Annotated in this window: 1 protein-coding gene; it reads left to right on the forward strand. The window is 52.5% G+C overall.

The features are described from left to right. The coding region (locus tag CWB85_RS22550; RefSeq protein ID WP_171039058.1) for an Ig-like domain-containing protein at positions 1 to 223 on the forward strand (223 nt) is incomplete at both ends.

Raw genomic sequence — 223 nt, forward strand, 5'->3', positions numbered from 1 at the left:
CAGCTTTACCTTCCAAGTACGTGACAACGACGGGGCATTATCGGCGCTGCATACCGTGACACTAACGATAGCAGCGGTTGCCGATGCACCAATAGCCATGGACGACAGTGCTACAACGGATGAAGACACCGCCGTTAACTTTAGTTTGGTTGATAATGACACGGATGCCGAAGGGGACTTAGTGGCCGCCTCAGCTGCCATTGTATTACCGGCAAGTAAAGGC

Source organism: Pseudoalteromonas sp. S1727, assembly GCF_005886375.1.
Lineage (GTDB): Bacteria > Pseudomonadota > Gammaproteobacteria > Enterobacterales > Alteromonadaceae > Pseudoalteromonas > Pseudoalteromonas haloplanktis.